The organism is Streptomyces sp. cmx-18-6 (genome assembly GCF_046548915.1).
Lineage (GTDB): Bacteria > Actinomycetota > Actinomycetes > Streptomycetales > Streptomycetaceae > Streptomyces.
In genome coordinates this window covers 237,360-253,351 of record NZ_JAEBEP010000001.1, presented here as the reverse complement: position 1 = coordinate 253,351, position 15,992 = coordinate 237,360, and the positions used below count along the sequence as shown (strand labels likewise).

The window sequence follows — 15,992 nt, the reverse complement described above, 5'->3', positions numbered from 1 at the left end:
CCCCCGCGCCCACGCCTGGACCGCGCATCCGGCCCGAGTCAACGGGTCGGCCCCCGCTCGTCGACGAGAACGGTGGGCGCGGACAGAAACACATCGGCGCTCACCGGGCCGTAGGCGATGTTGAACGTGTCCAGCCAGTACGACCAGTCGCGAATCCCCGCCGCACTGCTGAACCGGTAGTTGAGCTGCCAGCGCACCCACTGCCCGGGGGCGAGCCGCACGGCCGGAGGGCGTCGCGGCCGGGGAGGAAGGCCGAACAGGGGCTGCACACGGGGGAAGACCCGCAGCCGCCCGTCCGCCTCCCGGAGCCGGACGTCGACTTCGCCGTGGTCTTCCTGGCACTCGTGGGGCTCAAAGCCGTCCTGCACGGCCCGGGCTCGGCCGCCGGGATGGCTGACCGGCCCAGGCCGACCGCTCGGGCCCGCCCCCGTACAGCGTCGAGAACGGGCTCGAAGGGCGAGTACGGGCCCGAAGGGCGCTACACCGGCGGCGTCCCCGGCGGCGACGGTGCCGGGGGCGGGTTGGGCAGGGGCGGGCCCGGGTCGGGCGGGGTCTTCGGGGGGCCGCTGCCGTGTCTGCCGTCGTTCAGGATCTTGCGGGCCGACAGGCCGTAGATGCCGAACGGCGGGAAGAGGTCGACGCGGCGCGGATAGTCGCCCTCCGCGCACTCCTCGCACAGCAGGTCACGGCCGCCGTTGCGGTGCCGGGCGGCGGTGACCGGGGCGTTCCAGCACGCCTCGCAGGTGCGGACGTCCGTCGCGGACAGGGCGATCATCGACGCCTCCCGGGCGGGGCCGGTAAAGCGTGACGGGTGGTACGCATGAGGTGCCTCCGTCTCTCGTGGATGGGTGGCGACCCGTCCCGGCCACTGTCGCCGGGGAGCGAGTGGCGGCGGCGGGGCGGCAGCTGGGGAGCAGGCGGGGCGCCCGGTCGAGCAGAAAGTCAGGAAGTCAGGAGCTCAGGGGGTCGGGGAGCCGGGAAGCCGGGAAGCTAGCGGGCGGGGAGGCCAGGGAGCCCGGCGGTGCGGGAGCCAGGCAGTGCGGGAGTCCGGCGGTGCGATGACCCGGCGGTGCGATGACCCCGCGGGCTTCGCGGGGCCCCGCGGGCCTCCCGCGCGTCGCCCGACGCACCCGGTCTCATCCGCGGGTCTCGCGCCATATGCGGACGAGCTTCGTCGCGGTGGGGCAGACCGTGCCCTCGCGGCAGGCGCCGCACGTCATCGTGTGGCCGAGCAGGTCGCGGTAGGCCGCGTCGGGGGAATCGGTCGTGGTCACGGTCGCCTCTCTGCTGATCTCGGCCCAGACGAATTCGGCGGTGCGGGTGAGGGTGTGCCCGAAGTGGTCGGCCGTGGCCAGGGCGGCGAGGACCGCCGCGTGCTCGACCTCGGTGAGCGTGCTGGGGAGGTCCGCCTCGACACGGATGCCGGCCGCGACGTCGGTGACGCGCGGCTCGGTACCGATGGCCGCGGTGAGCATGCCGGTCAGTGCCGCTGCCCGCGCTTGTGCTGAGCGCACAATTCTCCCCTGGTGAAGCTGATGTCACTCCATGTAATGCTGAATACTCAGCTTCAACCTGATGGGTTAGCTTTGTCAATATCGAGCCCTGAACGCCGCACCCTCACGGAGCCGCCGAAATGCCTCGCGATACCCCGTACTTGCAGGTGGCCGACGAGATCCGTGCCCGGGTGCTGGCGGGTGAATGGGCCGTCGGCGACAAGCTGCCGTCCCGCGCCCGGTTCGCCGAGGAGTACGGCGTGGGCCAGTCCGTCGCCCAGCGGGCGATGGAGCGGCTGATCATCGAGGGCATCCTCGAAGGCCGCGCCGGTTCCGGTACGTATGTCCGCAAAGCCCGCGAGCGCCGCAGGATGATCCGCTCACGCATCCACCGGGAGGGTGGCGGCTCCCCGTTCCGCTCCGCCCTGAAGGACCAGGGCTCCGCGGGCACCTGGGAGTGCAACAGCAGGGCGCGGATCCCCGCCACCGAGGACATCGCCGCACGGCTGGCGATCGAGCCCGGCGACTTCTGCGTCATGACCCACTACGAGTTCCTGGCGGACGGTCAGCCCGCCCAGCTCGCCACGAGCTGGGAGCCGATGGCCATCACCGGCGGCACCGACGTCCTGCTCCCGGAGATGGGACCGCGGGGCAAGATCGGCGTCGTCGCCCGTATGCGCTCCATCGGCGTGGAAATCTCCACCGCCATCGAAATGCCGCGACCGGCCCGCGCCACGCGCGAGCAGGCCAATTTCCTCGGCATCTCCGTGGGCGATCTGGTCACCCAGTTGGAGCGCATCTACTTCGACTCCGAGGGCCGCCCGGTGGAGACCGCCGACATCATCGTCCCGGACATCCGCTGGGAGATCGCGTACGAGATCGAGGTCGACGACTCCCGGTTCTGAGCCACGGCCCTCGCGGTGCCGCCCCGCGGCCCGGCTCCGAAGAGCGGCTCCCGCGCGACGGCGCGGTGAGCCGCCTTCGGTCTGTCGGGCCGCGATCGGCGACGGGCCCGCGAAGTCCGTCGCCAGCGCGTCCGTATACCGGGGAGACGGGCCGGGCCCGCGGGGTGAACGGCCTGTTGTACTGTTACCACCCCTCGTGCACCGGCGCGGGGACGGACCGAGGAGGTGAGACCCATTACCGCTGGATCAGACTGGGTGCTCACCTCGTACGATCGCGTCGCCGCCCGACCGGCAGCAGTGGTCGGCCGGACGGCATAGCCGATCGCGGAGCGCCCATCGGATTTCCCGAAAGGCTTCTCCCCGTATGCCGGTTCACTCCTTCAGCTCCCTCTCCTCCACCGTCGCCACCCTGCGCCGCGCCGGGTGCGTCTTCGCCGAGGACGAGGCGGAGCTCCTCCACACCACGGCCGCTTCCCCGGACGAGCTCGCCGCCATGGTCGAGCGCCGCGTCGCCGGGCTTCCGCTCGAACACGTCCTGGGCTGGGCCGAGTTCTGCGGCCGGCGGTTCGCCGTGGACGCCGGGGTCTTCGTGCCCCGGCGGCGTACCGAGTTCCTGGTGGCGCAGGCCGCCGGTCTCGCGCCGGACCGGGCCGTCGTCGTCGACCTCTGCTGCGGTACGGGGGCGCTCGGCGTCGTCCTCGCCGCCACCCTGGACCGGGTCGAGCTGCACGCCTGCGACGTCGAACCCGCCGCCGTGCGGTGCGCCCGGCACAACGTCGGCGACCTCGGGCGGGTCTACCGGGGCGACCTGTTCGACCCCCTCCCCGCCGCCCTGCGCGGCCGTGTCGACGTGCTGCTCGCCAACGTGCCGTACGTACCCACTGCCGACGTCGAACTCCTCCCCGCCGAGGCCCGTGTCCATGAACCCCGGGTCGCCCTCGACGGGGGCGGCGACGGGCTCGACGTCATGCGCCGGGTCGCCGCCGAGGCCCCCGGGTGGCTCGCCCCCGGCGGCAGCCTGCTGGTGGAGGCCAGTGAGCGGCAGCGGGACGCGGCGGTGCGGGTCCTGCGCGATGCCGGGCTCGCCCCGCGCGTGGTGGACTGCGAGGAGCTGTACGCCACCGTCGTCATCGGGACCGCCGGGGCGGGACCCGTGAAGGCGGGGCGGGTCACGTGAAGCGGTACCGCGTCTGGCTGAACGGTTCCCCGGAATGCGCGGGGGACCGCTCCGGGGGCTGCCCGGTCGTGGACATGGTTCCTCCGGTGGGTGCTCGGGAGTGCTGCCGCGGCATTCTCCGTGGGCGGACTCCGCCGCTGCCTCGAATTCATCGGTACAGGACTAGGCTCGAAGAGTTGAGGCGCGGCGACGGGGCGGCGCGCTCAGCCAGGCAGGCAGATCGGTTCGGCGGGCAGGAGAGCATGCGATGACGACGGTGCCGGGACGCAGGAGCAGTACGTTCACCAGGCTGCTGCGACACGGATTCACCGACCCCTCCGCCGCCGAACAGCTCCTGGAGCTCGACGCGCTCGCCTCCGTACGGTCCGATCCGGTCCTCCTGGAGGCCCTCGGCGCCACCGCCGACCCCGATCTGGCCCTGCGCGGGCTCGTCCGGATCGTGGAGGCCGAGGAGGACGGCGAGCGGCAGGTGCTGCTGGACACGCTCGTCACCGCCAAGCCCCTGCGCGACCGGCTCCTCGGCGTCCTCGGGGCGTCCGAGGCGCTCGGGGACCACCTGGCCCGGCACCCGCGCGACTGGCAGGCGCTCGTCACGTACGAGGCCGTCGACCTGCACCCCGGGGTGGCCGAGTTCGAGCGCGGGCTCGCCGAGGCCGTCGACCCGGACTCGCTGCGCGTCGCCTACCGCCGCTGTCTGCTCACCCTCGCCGCCCGCGACGTCTGCGGGACCACCGGCCTCGCCCAGACCGCCGCCGAACTGGCCGACCTCGCCACCGCCACCCTGCGCGCCGCCCTCGCCATCGCCCGTACGGCGGCCCCCGAGGACGCCGCGCAGTGCCGGCTGGCCGTCGTCGCGATGGGCAAGTGCGGCGGGCACGAGCTGAACTACGTCTCCGACGTCGACGTCATCTTCGTGGGCGAGGCGCGCGACGGGGTCGACGAGAACAAGGCCATGCAGGCCGCCACCCGGCTGGCCGCCCACATGATGCGGATCTGCTCCGACAACACTCCCGAGGGCACCATCTGGCCGGTCGACGCCAACCTCCGCCCCGAGGGCCGCAACGGGCCCCTGGTGCGGACCCTCACCTCGCACCTCGCGTACTACCAGCGGTGGGCGAAGACCTGGGAGTTCCAGGCGCTGCTGAAGGCCCGCGCCGTCGCCGGCGACCCGGAGCTCGGCGCGGAGTACGTCGACGCCGTCTCCCCGCTCGTCTGGCAGGCCGCCGACCGGGAGAACTTCGTCCCCGACGTGCAGAAGATGCGCCGCCGCGTCGTCGACAACATCCCCGCCGACCGGATAGACCGTGAGCTGAAGCTCGGGCCCGGCGGGCTGCGGGACGTCGAATTCGCCGTCCAGCTCCTCCAGTTGGTGCACGGGCGCAGTGACGCCTCACTGCACAGCGGCACCACCCTGGAGGCCCTGCGGGCGCTCGCCGAGGGTGGGTACGTGGGGCGCGCGGACGCCGCCCAGCTCGATGAGGCGTACCGCTTCCTGCGCTCCATGGAGCACCGCATCCAGCTCTACCGCCTGCGCCGCACCCACCTCGTCCCCGAGGACGAAGCCGATCTGCGGCGGCTCGGGCGGTCCCTCGGGATGCGGACCGACCCGGTCACCGAGCTCAACAAGGCGTGGCGGCGGCACGCCTCCGTCGTACGGCGGCTGCACGAGAAGATCTTCTACCGGCCGCTGCTCGACGCCGTCGCCCAACTGGCCCCCGCCGAGTCCCGGCTCAGCGCGAAGGCCGCCGCGATCCGGCTGGAGGCCCTCGGGTACGCCGACCCCGGCGCGGCCCTGCGCCACCTGGAGGCCCTGTCCTCCGGGGTCTCCCGCAAGGCGGCGATCCAGCGCACGCTGCTGCCGGTGCTGCTCGGCTGGTTCGCGGACTCCGCCGACCCGGACGCCGGGCTCCTCGGCTTCCGCAAGGTGTCCGACGCGCTCGGCAAGACCCCGTGGTACCTGCGGCTCCTGCGCGACGAGGGGGCGGCGGCGGAGAACCTCGCCCGGGTCCTCTCCGCCGGCCGCCTCGCCCCCGACCTGCTGCTCCGCGCCCCGGAGGCGGTGGCGATCCTCGGCGACCCGGAGGGGCTCAAGCCCCGCACCCGCGAGCACCTGGAGCAGGAGGTGCTGGCGGCGGTGGGGCGTGCGGGGGGCGCGGAGTCGGCGGTCGCGGTGGTGCGGGGGGTGCGGCGGCGGGAGCTGTTCCGTACGACGGCCGCCGACATCATCGGCTCGTACGGCACCGAGGACAGCCCCGCCGAGCAGGACCACGGGGCCCTCGTCGACCGGGTCGGCTCCGCCGTCACCGACCTCAACGCCGCCACCGTCGCGGGCGCGCTGCGGGCCGCCGTACGCGAGCGGTGGGGCGACACCCTGCCGACCCGGTTCGCCGTCATCGGCATGGGCCGCTTCGGCGGGCACGAGCTGAATTACGGCTCCGACGCCGACGTCCTCTTCGTGCACCGGCCGCGCGAGGGCGTGAGCGACGAGGAGGCGAGCAAGGCGGCGAACGCGGTCGTGGGGGAGATGCGGCGGTTGCTGCAACTGCCCACCGCTGATCCGCCGTTGCTGATCGATGCCGACTTGCGGCCCGAGGGTAAGACCGGGCCGTTGGTGCGGACGTTGAAGTCGTACGAGGCGTACTACCGGCGCTGGGCGCTGATCTGGGAGAGCCAGGCGCTGCTGAGGGCCGAACCCATGGCGGGCGACGCGGAGTTGGGGCGCGACTTCATCGAGCTGGTGAACCCGTTGCGGTATCCGGCGGAAGGGCTCGGGGAGGACGCCGTACGCGAGATCCGCCGGCTCAAGGCGCGGATGGAGTCCGAGCGGATGCCGCGCGGCGCGGACCCCACGCTCCACGCGAAGCTGGGGCGCGGCGGGCTCAGCGACGTCGAGTGGACCGTGCAGTTGATGCAGATGCAGCACGGGTGGGCGGAGCCGGGGCTGCGGACGACGCGTACGCGTGAGGCGCTGGCGGCGGCGTGTGCGGCGGGGCTGATCCCGGGTGAGGACGCGCAGATGCTGGACGAGGCGTGGGTGCTGGCGACGCGGGTGCGGAACGCGGTGATGCTCGTGCGGGGGCGGGCGAGCGACACGTTCCCGTCCGATCCTCGGGAGATGACGGCGGTGGGGCGGTACCTCGGGTACGAGCCGGGGCATGTCGGGGACATGTTGGACGACTATCGGCGGATCACTCGTCGGGCTCGGGCGGTGGTGGAGGAGCGGTTCTACGGGGCGGTGGTCTAGGCGCGACCCCGCTCCCTCGCGGGGCTCCGCCCCGGACCCCGCTCCTCAAGCGCCGGAGGGGCTGGTTCGGGCCTCCGCCGGTGTCGCGCGTCACGTGCGTGGGCGAAAAGATGTCCTCAAGCGCCGGACGGGCTGGGGGTGCCGGAGGGGCTGGTTCGGGCCTCCGCCGGTGTCGCGCGTCACGTGCGCGGGCGGAAAGGATGTCCTCAAGCCCCGGACGGGCTGGATTTGGCGCCGGGCGGGCTGGAATGGGCGGACGGGCTGGGGTGGGCGGACAGGCTGACGTGGGTTCGGCAGTGGTCCGTGAACGCTCCCAGGGCCAGTTCGAACGCCGCGTCCGCCCTTCTCGAGCCCACCGCCGCCAGCGCCTCCGCCAGTTTCTCCGTGTCCGGGGAGTCCGGCGGGAGCTCCCACATCGTGTCCGGGGCCGCCAGGTCCAGCGCCGAGCCCAGCACCAGGTTCTCCAGGGCCGTGATCACCGTCATCACCTCCGCCACCGGGAAGCCCACCTCCAGGAGCAGGCGTACCGCGCGCTCGTACTGCTCCAGCACCTTCGGGGCGCGTACCGGGGACGTCATGAGCAGCGGGATCGCGTGCGGGTGGGCGGCGAAGGCGGCGCGGTAGGAGCGGGCCCAGGCGGTGAGGGCCGTGTCCCAGGGGCGCAGGTCGAGCGTGGCCGTGTCGATCGACGCGCTGACCCGTTCGCGTACGAGCTCGATCACTCCCGCCCGGCCGTCCACATGGTGGTACACCGAACCCGTCTGCACCCCCAGCCTGCGGGCCACCTGCGGGACGCTGAACTCGCCCTGTTCGTCGATGAGTTCGAGCGCCGTGGCGCCGATGCGCTCCCGGTCGAGCAGCGGCGTGCGCGGCCGTCCCATGTGCGGTTCTCCTGATCTGCGTCTGATCTGCGTCTGATCCGCGTCGACGGAAGGTCTTCCCCGATGGCCCCTGGTGAGGCTACATTCCCCGAAACCGAAAGCCTTTAGGTTTATCCGTCCGGGGGACGAACCGGGGCCGCCCGCCTGCCGCAGAAGGGCTCCTCTCGAACATGTCTGCGCCCACCCTCAGGAAAGGCACGCTCGGCACCGCCGACATCGCCTTCTTCGTCATCTCCGCCGCCGCCCCGCTCACCGTCATGGCCGGCGTCGCCCCCATCGCCCTCCTGCTCGGCGGCATCGGCGCCCCGGTCGGGTACCTGGTCGCCGGGGTGACCCTCGCGGTCTTCGCCGTCGGGTTCACCACGATGAGCCGGCACGTCCGCAGCGCCGGGGCCTTCTACGCGTACATCACGCGCGGGCTCGGCAAACCCGTCGGGATCGCCGCCGCGCTCATCGCCATGCTCGGCTACAACGGGATGGAGATCGGCGTCTACGGGCTCCTCGGCTCCGCGAGCGCCGACACCGCCCACGCCCTGTGGGGCCTCGACGTGCCCTGGCTGCCCGTCTCGCTCCTCGGGCTGGTGCTCATCTGGTACGGCGGATTCCGCTCCATCGACTTCGGCGCCAAGGTGCTCGGCGTCCTGCTCGTCGCCGAGACGGGGATCCTCGTCCTGCTCGCGGGGGGCGTCCTCATCGACGGGGGCGCGTCCGGTCTCTCCCTCGCCTCCTTCTCGCCCGGCAACGTCTTCGTGCCCGGCACGGCCGCCGTCCTGGCCTGCGCGTTCGCCGCCTTCACCGGCTTCGAGTCCACCGTCATCTACCGCCGCGAGGCCCGGAACCCGGAACGGACCGTCCCCCGCGCCACCTACATCGCCGTCGCCTTCCTCGGCCTCTTCTACGCCTTCATCGTCTGGGCCGTCATCCAGGCGTTCGGGGACGAGAAGGTCGTCCAGGCCGCCGCCGACGACCCCGGCGGGCTCTTCTTCTCCGCCATCACCGCCTACGTCGGGCCCTGGGCCGCCGACCTGATGCACGTCCTCATCGTCACCAGCGTGCTCGCCTCGCTGCTCGCCTTCCACAACGCGATCAACCGGTACGGTCTCGCGCTGGCCGAAGAGGGGGTCCTGCCCGCCGTCCTCGGCCGTGTCCACCCGCGCCACCGCTCCCCGTACGTCGCCGGGGCCGCGCAGACCGTGCTGGGGGCGATCGTCGTGATCGGGTTCGCCGCCGCCGGGGCCGACCCGTACGCGCAGCTCCTGCTCTGGGTCAACACCCCGGGCATGATCGGGCTCATGGTCCTCCAGCTGCTCGCCGCACTGGCGGTGTTCCTGTTCTTCCGGCGCGTTCCGCACCAGGAGGGCGTGCTGCGAACCGTCGTCGCCCCGCTGGCGGCGGCCGTGCTGCTGACCGGGGCCATCGGGCTCGTCGCGTACAACGTGGACCTGTTCACCGGCGCCTCGACCGGCGTGAACCTCCTGCTCGTCGCGCTCGTGCCCGGCGTCTTCCTGCTGGGGCTCCTCCTCGCCCGCCGCCTCCGGCGCCGGCGGCCCGAGGTGTACGCCTCCTTCGCCGCCGAGCCCCGGGAGGACCGGGACCAGCCCGCCGAGCCCGCCGACGCCACCTCCGTAACCCTCTGACGACCATGCAAGGAGCCACCACCGTGCCCGCAGCCGATCTTCTGATCACCGGAGCCCGTGTCCGCACCCTCGACCCGGACCGGCCCACCGCCACCGCCGTCGCCGTCAGGGGCGGGACCATCATCGGGGTCGGGGACGCCGACGACCTGCGCGAGCTGCGCGGGAGCGGCACCGAACACCTCGACCTCGGCGGCGCGACCCTCACCCCCGGGCTGACCGACGCCCACAGCCACCCCGTGTGGGGCCTGGAGATGGCCACCGGCGCCGACCTCACCGCCGTCCGCGACCTGGACCAGCTCCGCGCCGCCCTCGCCGCCGCCCCGCGCACCGAGGGGTGGGTCATCGGGTGGGGGCTGGACCACAACGCCTTCGGGGAGCTGCCCGTCAGCCATGCCCGCATCGAGGAGGCCCTCGGCGGCGCGCCCGCCTTCATCCGCCTCTACGACGGGCACTCCGCCCTCGCCTCGGCCGCCGCCCTCCAGCGGGCGGGCATCACCGGGCCCCGGACCTTCGCCCAGCGGTCCGAGGTCGTCTGCGACCCGGGCGGGCGGCCCACCGGGCACCTGATCGAGCATGCCGCGATGGACCTCCTCACCCCGTTCCTGCCCCGGCCCTCCCTGAGCGAGCGGCGGGCCGGGCTGGTGGAGCTGCTCTCCGCGATGGCCGCCACCGGGCTGACCGGGGCGCATGTGATGGACCTGGGGGACGGTTCCGTACCCGATTTCCTGGCCGCCGTGGAGGAGGACGCCGACCTGCCCGTACGGCTCCGGCTCGCGCCCTGGTGCATGCCGGGCGCGGACAAGGAGGCGCTGGAGGAGCTCGTACGGCTCCAGAGCGAGGCGGGGCGGCTCTGGAGGGTCGGCGGGGTCAAGTTCTTCATGGACGGGACCGTCGAGGGCGGCACCGCCTGGCTGGAGGAGGCCGACTGCCACGGCCAGGGCACCGAGGCGTTCTGGCCGGACCCGGCCGCGTACACCGAAGCCGTCGCCCACCTGCACCGCGCCGGCGTCCGCACCGCCACCCACGCCATCGGGGACGCGGCCGTGCGGCACGTCCTGGACACCGTGGAGGGGCTCGGCGGAAGCGGGCGGCTCCGCCACCGCGTCGAGCACATCGAGTCGGTCCCGCACGCGGTGGCGGAGCGGTTCGTCCGGCTCGGGGTGATCGCCTCCATGCAGCCCACCCACACCGCGTACACCCGCGCCGACCACACCGACGCCTGGTCCCGGCGGCTCGGCGACGAGCGCGCCGCCCGCGCCTGGCGCTGCCGGGACCTGCGGGACGCGGGGGCCTATCTGGCGCTCGGCTCGGACTGGCCGATCGCCCACTACGACGTACGCCAGGTGCTGGCCACGGCACGGCTGCGGCGGCTTCCGGGGGCGTACGACACCGAGCCCGTCGCCCCGGAACAGGCGCTGACCGGGCTGATGGCGCTGGAGGGCTGCACCTCGCACGCGGCCGTCGCGGCGGGGGAGCAGGCGGTGGCGGGGCGGATCGCGGCCGGGTTCCGGGCCGACCTGACGGCCTTCGGGGTGGACCCGGTTCAGGCCCCGGCGGACGAGCTGGGGGAGGCCCCGGTCCGGCTCACGGTGACCGGGGGGCGCGTCGTGCACCGGGGGTGAGACGCGGAAGCAGGCGGGGTGCGGGCGGACATCCCGTCCGCCCGCACCCCGCCCGCGTACCGTCCACGGCCTTCGTTCCCGTGCCGTCTACGGCCTTCGCGCGCCCGCCGCCTCCGGCTCGGGCTCCCGGGCGGGTTCCCCGGCCGGGTGCGGCAAGCGGGCCGAGCGCACTCCCGTCAGTCGGCCGGCGGCCTTCGGCGAGGGCACCCATTTCGGCAGGTGGTGCGGCAGCGAGCCGTACCAGGTGCGGGAGACCGCGTAGCCGAACGCGAGGCAGACCATGCCGCCCACCGCGTCCAGCCAGAAGTGGTTGGCGGTGGCCACGATGACGACCAGGGTGAGCGTCGGGTAGAGCAGGCCGAGGATGCGGGCCCAGGGGGCCGAGGCCAGGGCGAATATCGTCAGCCCGCACCAGAGGGACCAGCCGATGTGCATCGAGGGCATCGCCGCGTACTGGTTGGACATGTTCTTGAAGTTGCCCGAGGCCATCGAGCCCCAGGTCTCGTGCACGAGCACCGTGTCGATGAAGTTCGCGCCGTTCATCAGACGGGGCGGCGCCAGCGGGTAGAGGTAGTAGCCGAGCAGGGCGACCGCCGTCGTCGCGAAGAGGACGAGCCGGGTCGCCGCGTAACGGCCCGGGTGGCGGCGGAACAGCCAGACGAGGACGCCGATGGTCACGACGAAGTGCAGGGTCGCGTAGTAGTAGTTCATCGAGACGATCAGCCATGTCACGGAATTGACCGCGTGATTGACCGTTTCCTCGAACGCGAGGCCCAGGAACTTCTCCGCCGACCAGATCCAGTCCGCGTTCCGCAGGGCCTGGGCCTTCTGCTCCGGCACGGCGTTGCGCACGAGCGAGTACAGCCAGTAACTGACCGCGATGAGCAGGATCTCGAACCAGAGCCGGGGACGGCCGGGCGACCGGAGCGATCGCAGGCGCGCCGCCCAGCCGGTCCTCCCGGCGTCCGGCGAAGTGGCGGGGGCCGCGGGGGCCGCCTCGGCCACGATGGGTGAAGGACCGGCCGCAGACCGGCCTTCCTGTGCTGTCACGTCCATTTCACCCATAGGCAGAGAGTCTTCCATAGAGATTCCCCTGCCTTCGATCATCCTCCGGTCGGGTTCCGGTCGCACACTCTGCGCCTCAAGGATGAGTGTGCGACCCTGAGCCCGTTCCGGGACCGGATGCCGTCGTCCCGCGAACCACCAGCTCGGGCATGAAGACGAACTCGCTGTGCGGGGCCGGGGTTCCGCCGATCTCCTCCAGCAGCGTGCGCACCGCGGCCTGGCCCATCGCCGTCACCGGCTGCCGGATGGTGGTCAGCGGCGGATCGGTGAACGCTATGAGGGGCGAGTCGTCGTAGCCCACCACGGAGAGGTCCCGCGGCACTTCCTTCGACAGCCGGCGGGCCGCCCGGATCGCCCCGAGCGCCATCATGTCGCTCGCGCACACGACCGCCGTGCAGCCGCGTTCCATCAGGGCGGAGGCGGCGGCCTGGCCGCCCTCCAGCGTGTACAGAGAGTGCTGGACCAACTCCTCGACCTCGTCCGGGGTGAGGCCCAGTTGCTCCCGCATCGTCGCGTGGAAGCCCTCGATCTTGCGGAGCACCGGCACGAAGCGCTTGGGGCCTACCGCCAGGCCGATACGGGTGTGGCCCAGCGCCACCAGGTGGGTCACCGCCAGCCGCATCGCCGCCCGGTCGTCGGGGGAGATGAAGGGGGCCCGGACCTTGGCGGAGAAGCCGTTCACCAGGACGAAGGGGACACCCTTGGCGCGCAGTTGCTCGTAGCGCTGCATGTCGGCCGAGGTGTCGGCGTGCAGACCGGAGACGAAGATGATGCCGGAGACGCCCCGGTCCACCAGCATCTCGGTGAGCTCGTCCTCGGTGGAGCCGCCGGGGGTCTGGGTGGCGAGGACCGGGGTGTAGCCCTGGCGGGTCAGCGCCTGGCCGATGACCTGGGCCAGCGCCGGGAAGATCGGGTTCTCCAGCTCGGGCGTGATCAGGCCGACCAGGCCCGCGCTGCGCCGGCGCAGCCGTACGGGACGTTCGTAGCCCAGTACGTCGAGCGCCGCGAGGACGGATTCGCGGGTGGTCGCGGCGACCCCGGGCTTGCCGTTCAGGACTCGGCTGACCGTCGCCTCGCTGACCCCCGCCTGAGTTGCGATATCGGCAAGCCGTGCGGTCATGTGAGTGGACTGTACCGGGCCGGTGTCGGATTGCCCACTGTGCGCGGGCCCGCCGGGAGCCGTACGCCTCGCCGGGCGGACGCGCGGCGTGCGCCTCCCCGGCAGACCCGGCGTGCGCCCCTCCGGAGGACCTGGCGCGCGTACCTCCCGGAGCACGCGTACGCCTCCTTTCCTCAGGCCCGCGTCTGCCCTTCCGCAAGCCCCGCGCAGGTCTCTCCTCCCTTCCGCGGGCCCCGCTCGGGTCTCCCCCCACCGAGCCTCCCGGCAAGGTCTTGCAAGCTCTTGCGGCCCGGGATCGCGGGCTGCGGTCGGATCGTCGCACTGCGGTCATGCGGTGCGCGGCCTGCCCCTGCCAGGGTTTCTCCGGTCTCGTCAAGTGGCTTGACGGCAACCTTGAGGACACGCGAATGTAACGATCAACAGGGCTTGCAGAAATCTTCCGCAAGGTCTTTCGGCGGTCTTTCATCCTTGTTACGTTCACGTCGACCCGGCGCCGCGACGGAGCGGTACGGCAGTTGAAGGAGTTCAGATGCGACGTGGCATAACGGCCACCGCCCTGGTCGCGGCCCTGGCGCTCGCGGCGACCGCCTGCGGCAGCGACAGCAAGACCGAAGGCGGCACGAGCTCGGGTGGCGAGCTCTCCGGCACCGTGACGTGGTGGGACACCTCGAACGTCGGCGAGGACAAGGTCTTCAAGAAGCTGGCCGAGGGCTTCACGAAGAAGCACCCGAAGGTCAAGGTCAAGTACGTCACCGTGCCCTTCGGCGAGGCGCAGAACAAGTTCAAGAACGCCGCCGAGGCCGGCGACGCCCCCGACGTCATCCGCTCCGAGGTCGCCTGGACGCCGGACTTCGCCAGCCTCAGCTACCTGGCCCCGCTGGACGGCACCCCCGCCCTGAAGAACCAGGACGACTTCCTGAAGCAGGCGGTCGGCTCGACGAAGTACGACGGCAAGACCTACGCCGTGCCCCAGGTCATCGACTCGATGGGCATCTTCTACAACAAGAAGCTGCTGGACAAGGCGGGCGTCAAGCCCCCCGCCGACCTGGACGAGCTCAAGAGCGCCGCCGCGAAGATCAAGGACAAGACCGGCAAGACCGGCCTCTACCTGCGCGGCGACGACCCGTACTTCTTCCTCTCCTTCCTGTACGGCGAGGGCGGCGACCTGGTCGACGCCGACTCCAAGACCGTCACCGTGGACAAGCCCGAGGGCGTCAAGGCGTTCAAGGCCGTCAAGGACCTGGTCGACTCCGGCACCGCGAAGACGGACGCGTCGGACGGCTGGGAGAACATGATGCAGTCGTTCAAGAACGGCGACGTCGCGATGATGATCAACGGCCCCTGGGCCGTCGCCGACACCCTCACCGGCAAGGAGTTCACGGACAAGGACAACCTGGGCATCGCCCCGGTCCCGGCCGGCTCCGCCGCCCAGGGCGCCCCGCAGGGCGGTCACAACCTCGCCGTCTACGCCGCGTCCAAGAACCTCGACGCCTCCTACGCCTTCGTCGAGTACATGACGTCCGTCGAGAGCCAGGCCCACATCGCCGGCGAGCTGAACCTGCTGCCGACGCGCACCTCCGCGTACGCCAAGAAGGAGGCCGTCAACAGCGAGATCGTCGGCTTCTTCAAGCCGGTCGTCGAGACCGCCGTCCAGCGCCCCTGGATCCCCGAGGGCGGCAGCCTCTTCGCCCCGCTCGGCATCGAGTACACCAAGGTCCTCACCGGCCAGACGACCCCGGAGAAGGCGGCGAAGTCCACCGGCGACGCCTACCGCAAGCTCCTCAAGGACTGGAAGTAACAGGAAGGCTGGCCGGCTGATGGCTGTTCACACCAGCCAGTCGGTGGCGAAGGCCGCGGGCGAGAACGTCGCCCGCGGCCGGAGCCGCGGTACTGGCACCCCGACACCGGGCAAGGTCCGCCGGTGGCTGTCGACGCACTGGTACGCCTGGGCCATGGTCGCCCCTGTCGTGATCGTGATCGGCGTGATCATCGGCTACCCGCTGGTCCGCGGCATCTACCTGTCACTGACCGACGCCACCGAGCGCAACGTCGCCCGCTCCATCGGCGTCAACGAACTGCCCGCCACCTACAAGTTCGTCGGCGCGGACAACTACATCGACGCACTGACCGGTTCGCAGTTCCTCGGCACGCTCGGCTGGACGCTGGTGTGGACGATCTCCTGCGTGAGCATCACGTTCGTCCTCGGCATGAGCCTGGCCAACATCCTCAACCGCCGCATCGCCGGGCGCTCCGCCTACCGCATGGCCCTCATCCTGCCCTGGGCCATCCCCGGTTTCGTCTCCGTCTTCGCCTGGCGCTTCCTCTACAACCAGGACCGCGGCCTGCTCAACCAGATCCTCGGCGGGGCCGGCATCGACGCCGTCCCGTGGCTGAACGACCCCGCCTGGGCCAAGTTCTCCGTCATCGCCGTCAACGTGTGGCTCGGCATCCCGTTCATGATGGTCGCCCTGCTCGGCGGACTCCAGTCGATCCCCTCCGAGCAGTACGAGGCCGCCGAGATGGACGGCGCCACCGCCTGGCAGCGCTTTTGCCACATCACGCTGCCCGGACTGCGCCCGGTCTCCACCACGGTGATCCTGCTCTCCACCATCTGGACCTTCAACATGTTCCCGGTGATCTTCCTGCTGACCCGCGGCGGACCCGGCGAGTCCACCCAGATCCTCGTCACCCAGGCGTACAAGTTCTCCTTCGAGATCAGCCCGCGCGACTACGCCCAGTCCTCCACCTGGGGCGTGCTGATCCTCGTCATTCTGATGCTCTTCGCCGTGGTCTACCGGCGAGTCCTGCGCACCCAGGGAGACAAGTGGTGACCACCGCGCCCCAGACC

At 72.0% G+C, this 15,992-nt stretch carries 13 protein-coding genes; 7 read left to right on the top strand and 6 right to left on the bottom strand.

Annotated elements, in window-relative coordinates; all coding sequences use genetic code 11:
• Positions 1 to 38: 38 nt before the first annotated feature.
• From ACLJPL_RS01105 to ACLJPL_RS01095, 3 genes are all read right to left on the bottom strand, one after another.
• Positions 39 to 368, bottom strand: a complete 330-nt coding sequence (locus ACLJPL_RS01105) for a hypothetical protein (RefSeq protein WP_411078730.1) — start codon at positions 366 to 368, stop codon at positions 39 to 41.
• A gap of 110 nt (positions 369 to 478) precedes the next feature.
• On the bottom strand, positions 479 to 775 hold the full coding sequence (locus tag ACLJPL_RS01100) for a hypothetical protein (RefSeq protein ID WP_411078729.1): 297 nt from the start codon (positions 773 to 775) through the stop codon (positions 479 to 481).
• A gap of 361 nt (positions 776 to 1,136) precedes the next feature.
• Positions 1,137 to 1,475, bottom strand: coding sequence for a hypothetical protein (locus tag ACLJPL_RS01095; protein WP_411079428.1), 339 nt, complete (start codon positions 1,473 to 1,475; stop codon positions 1,137 to 1,139).
• A 158-nt stretch (positions 1,476 to 1,633) separates the two neighbouring features.
• Here ACLJPL_RS01095 and ACLJPL_RS01090 point away from each other — a divergent pair, with 158 nt between their 5' ends.
• The 3 genes from ACLJPL_RS01090 (at position 1,634) to ACLJPL_RS01080 (ending at position 6,819) form a co-directional block, all read left to right on the top strand.
• A complete protein-coding gene (locus ACLJPL_RS01090; RefSeq protein ID WP_411078728.1) occupies positions 1,634 to 2,398 on the top strand; it encodes a GntR family transcriptional regulator in 765 nt (254 codons plus the stop codon).
• Positions 2,399 to 2,762: 364 nt separating this feature from the next.
• Complete coding sequence (locus ACLJPL_RS01085) at positions 2,763 to 3,575, top strand: putative protein N(5)-glutamine methyltransferase (protein WP_411078727.1); 813 nt, start codon at positions 2,763 to 2,765, stop codon at positions 3,573 to 3,575.
• Between the two features lie 247 nt (positions 3,576 to 3,822).
• Positions 3,823 to 6,819: a bifunctional [glutamine synthetase] adenylyltransferase/[glutamine synthetase]-adenylyl-L-tyrosine phosphorylase gene (locus ACLJPL_RS01080; protein ID WP_411078726.1), complete on the top strand. Its 2,997-nt coding sequence runs from the start codon at positions 3,823 to 3,825 to the stop codon at positions 6,817 to 6,819.
• Positions 6,820 to 7,025: 206 nt separating this feature from the next.
• Here ACLJPL_RS01080 and ACLJPL_RS01075 read toward each other — a convergent pair whose 3' ends face one another.
• Complete coding sequence (locus ACLJPL_RS01075) at positions 7,026 to 7,700, bottom strand: TetR/AcrR family transcriptional regulator (protein WP_411078725.1); 675 nt, start codon at positions 7,698 to 7,700, stop codon at positions 7,026 to 7,028.
• A gap of 170 nt (positions 7,701 to 7,870) precedes the next feature.
• Between ACLJPL_RS01075 and ACLJPL_RS01070 the strand changes: the two genes are divergently transcribed.
• The gene (locus ACLJPL_RS01070) at positions 7,871 to 9,337 is read left to right on the top strand and encodes an APC family permease (RefSeq protein ID WP_411078724.1); all 1,467 of its coding nucleotides are present in this window, start codon (positions 7,871 to 7,873) and stop codon (positions 9,335 to 9,337) included.
• A 23-nt stretch (positions 9,338 to 9,360) separates the two neighbouring features.
• Positions 9,361 to 10,959 (top strand): amidohydrolase, encoded by a 1,599-nt coding sequence (locus ACLJPL_RS01065; protein WP_411078723.1) that lies wholly within the window; start codon positions 9,361 to 9,363, stop codon positions 10,957 to 10,959.
• 87 nt (positions 10,960 to 11,046) lie between these two features.
• Here ACLJPL_RS01065 and ACLJPL_RS01060 read toward each other — a convergent pair whose 3' ends face one another.
• Together ACLJPL_RS01060 and ACLJPL_RS01055 are read right to left on the bottom strand one after the other, a co-directional pair.
• The gene (locus ACLJPL_RS01060) at positions 11,047 to 12,024 is read right to left on the bottom strand and encodes a phosphatase PAP2 family protein (protein WP_411078722.1); all 978 of its coding nucleotides are present in this window, start codon (positions 12,022 to 12,024) and stop codon (positions 11,047 to 11,049) included.
• Positions 12,025 to 12,100: 76 nt separating this feature from the next.
• Positions 12,101 to 13,144: a LacI family DNA-binding transcriptional regulator gene (locus ACLJPL_RS01055; RefSeq protein WP_411078721.1), complete on the bottom strand. Its 1,044-nt coding sequence runs from the start codon at positions 13,142 to 13,144 to the stop codon at positions 12,101 to 12,103.
• Positions 13,145 to 13,673: 529 nt separating this feature from the next.
• On the opposite strand from ACLJPL_RS01055, the gene ACLJPL_RS01050 reads away from it, so the two are divergent.
• Entirely contained in the window at positions 13,674 to 14,942 is a 1,269-nt protein-coding gene (locus ACLJPL_RS01050) for an extracellular solute-binding protein (protein WP_411078720.1), read from the top strand.
• A gap of 19 nt (positions 14,943 to 14,961) precedes the next feature.
• Positions 14,962 to 15,975: a carbohydrate ABC transporter permease gene (locus ACLJPL_RS01045; protein ID WP_411078719.1), complete on the top strand. Its 1,014-nt coding sequence runs from the start codon at positions 14,962 to 14,964 to the stop codon at positions 15,973 to 15,975.
• Positions 15,976 to 15,992 lie beyond the last annotated feature (17 nt).

What these genes read in the sequence shown, in the direction of transcription:
- ACLJPL_RS01100 (WP_411078729.1), bottom strand. Translation starts at nt 775, where the DNA reads ATGATCGCCCTGTCCGCGACGGACGTCCGCACCTGCGAGGCGTGCTGG.
- ACLJPL_RS01095 (WP_411079428.1), bottom strand. Translation starts at nt 1,475, where the DNA reads ATGCTCACCGCGGCCATCGGTACCGAGCCGCGCGTCACCGACGTCGCG.
- ACLJPL_RS01090 (WP_411078728.1), top strand. Translation starts at nt 1,634, where the DNA reads ATGCCTCGCGATACCCCGTACTTGCAGGTGGCCGACGAGATCCGTGCC.
- ACLJPL_RS01085 (WP_411078727.1), top strand. Translation starts at nt 2,763, where the DNA reads ATGCCGGTTCACTCCTTCAGCTCCCTCTCCTCCACCGTCGCCACCCTG.
- ACLJPL_RS01080 (WP_411078726.1), top strand. Translation starts at nt 3,823, where the DNA reads ATGACGACGGTGCCGGGACGCAGGAGCAGTACGTTCACCAGGCTGCTG.
- ACLJPL_RS01075 (WP_411078725.1), bottom strand. Translation starts at nt 7,700, where the DNA reads ATGGGACGGCCGCGCACGCCGCTGCTCGACCGGGAGCGCATCGGCGCC.
- ACLJPL_RS01070 (WP_411078724.1), top strand. Translation starts at nt 7,871, where the DNA reads ATGTCTGCGCCCACCCTCAGGAAAGGCACGCTCGGCACCGCCGACATC.
- ACLJPL_RS01060 (WP_411078722.1), bottom strand. Translation starts at nt 12,024, where the DNA reads ATGGGTGAAATGGACGTGACAGCACAGGAAGGCCGGTCTGCGGCCGGT.
- ACLJPL_RS01055 (WP_411078721.1), bottom strand. Translation starts at nt 13,144, where the DNA reads ATGACCGCACGGCTTGCCGATATCGCAACTCAGGCGGGGGTCAGCGAG.
- ACLJPL_RS01050 (WP_411078720.1), top strand. Translation starts at nt 13,674, where the DNA reads ATGCGACGTGGCATAACGGCCACCGCCCTGGTCGCGGCCCTGGCGCTC.
- ACLJPL_RS01045 (WP_411078719.1), top strand. Translation starts at nt 14,962, where the DNA reads ATGGCTGTTCACACCAGCCAGTCGGTGGCGAAGGCCGCGGGCGAGAAC.